Here is a 602-nt window from a genome sequence, read left to right as displayed (position 1 = left end):
ACAGGTTCAGTTTTGAACATAAGCACGCCTATCGCGTGAGTATCACGACAGAACTACTCTATTTCTAGGCAACTCCCTTCTCGTCTTTTATACTCTGCTCAATGTATATTCCCAGACCCGCTAAATTGCTATTCTAATACGATGACGGATGGAATCGCTTTATCGATAACAACACCATCGATGAATGGCAACTCCTCTGTGTCGAAAAGATGCTCGCATGCAGTCTTGTGCTATGGGCGTTCGTCGGTATTGCTGCTCTTCACCTGAATGCACGCATTCACGCTTCTTTTGTCAAACCTGTAAATCCAAAGCCTACAGTGCATGTGGTCTCAAAGGCACCGAACAATGGGTCGCACAGCAGCGCCATATTTTGCCAGACTGCGAATGGCAACATATCACCCTCACGATGCCCCACCAACTTTGGCCTTTCTTCAACAATAACTGGCCCTTGCTCAACCGACTCTTTCGCTGCGCCACGCGTGCCATGCTCAAACATGCCAAGCGTCTTGGGCTCGAAATTGGCATTTTCTGTGCCTTACATACTTATGGTCGCCAACTCAATCAACATCCGCACATCCATTTATCGGTAACCCGAGTCGGGC

General features: G+C 48.2%; 1 protein-coding gene. It reads left to right on the top strand.

Annotated elements, in window-relative coordinates; all coding sequences use genetic code 11:
• Positions 1–184: 184 nt before the first annotated feature.
• On the top strand, positions 185–602 hold a 418-nt coding region (locus ACVRRC_RS22225), incomplete at its 3' end, for a transposase (protein WP_472997613.1).

This window comes from Stutzerimonas sp. LR2, from assembly GCF_055755175.1.
Note: the sequence above shows the minus strand (reverse complement) of the source record. Positions and strands in the feature narration are given on the sequence as shown.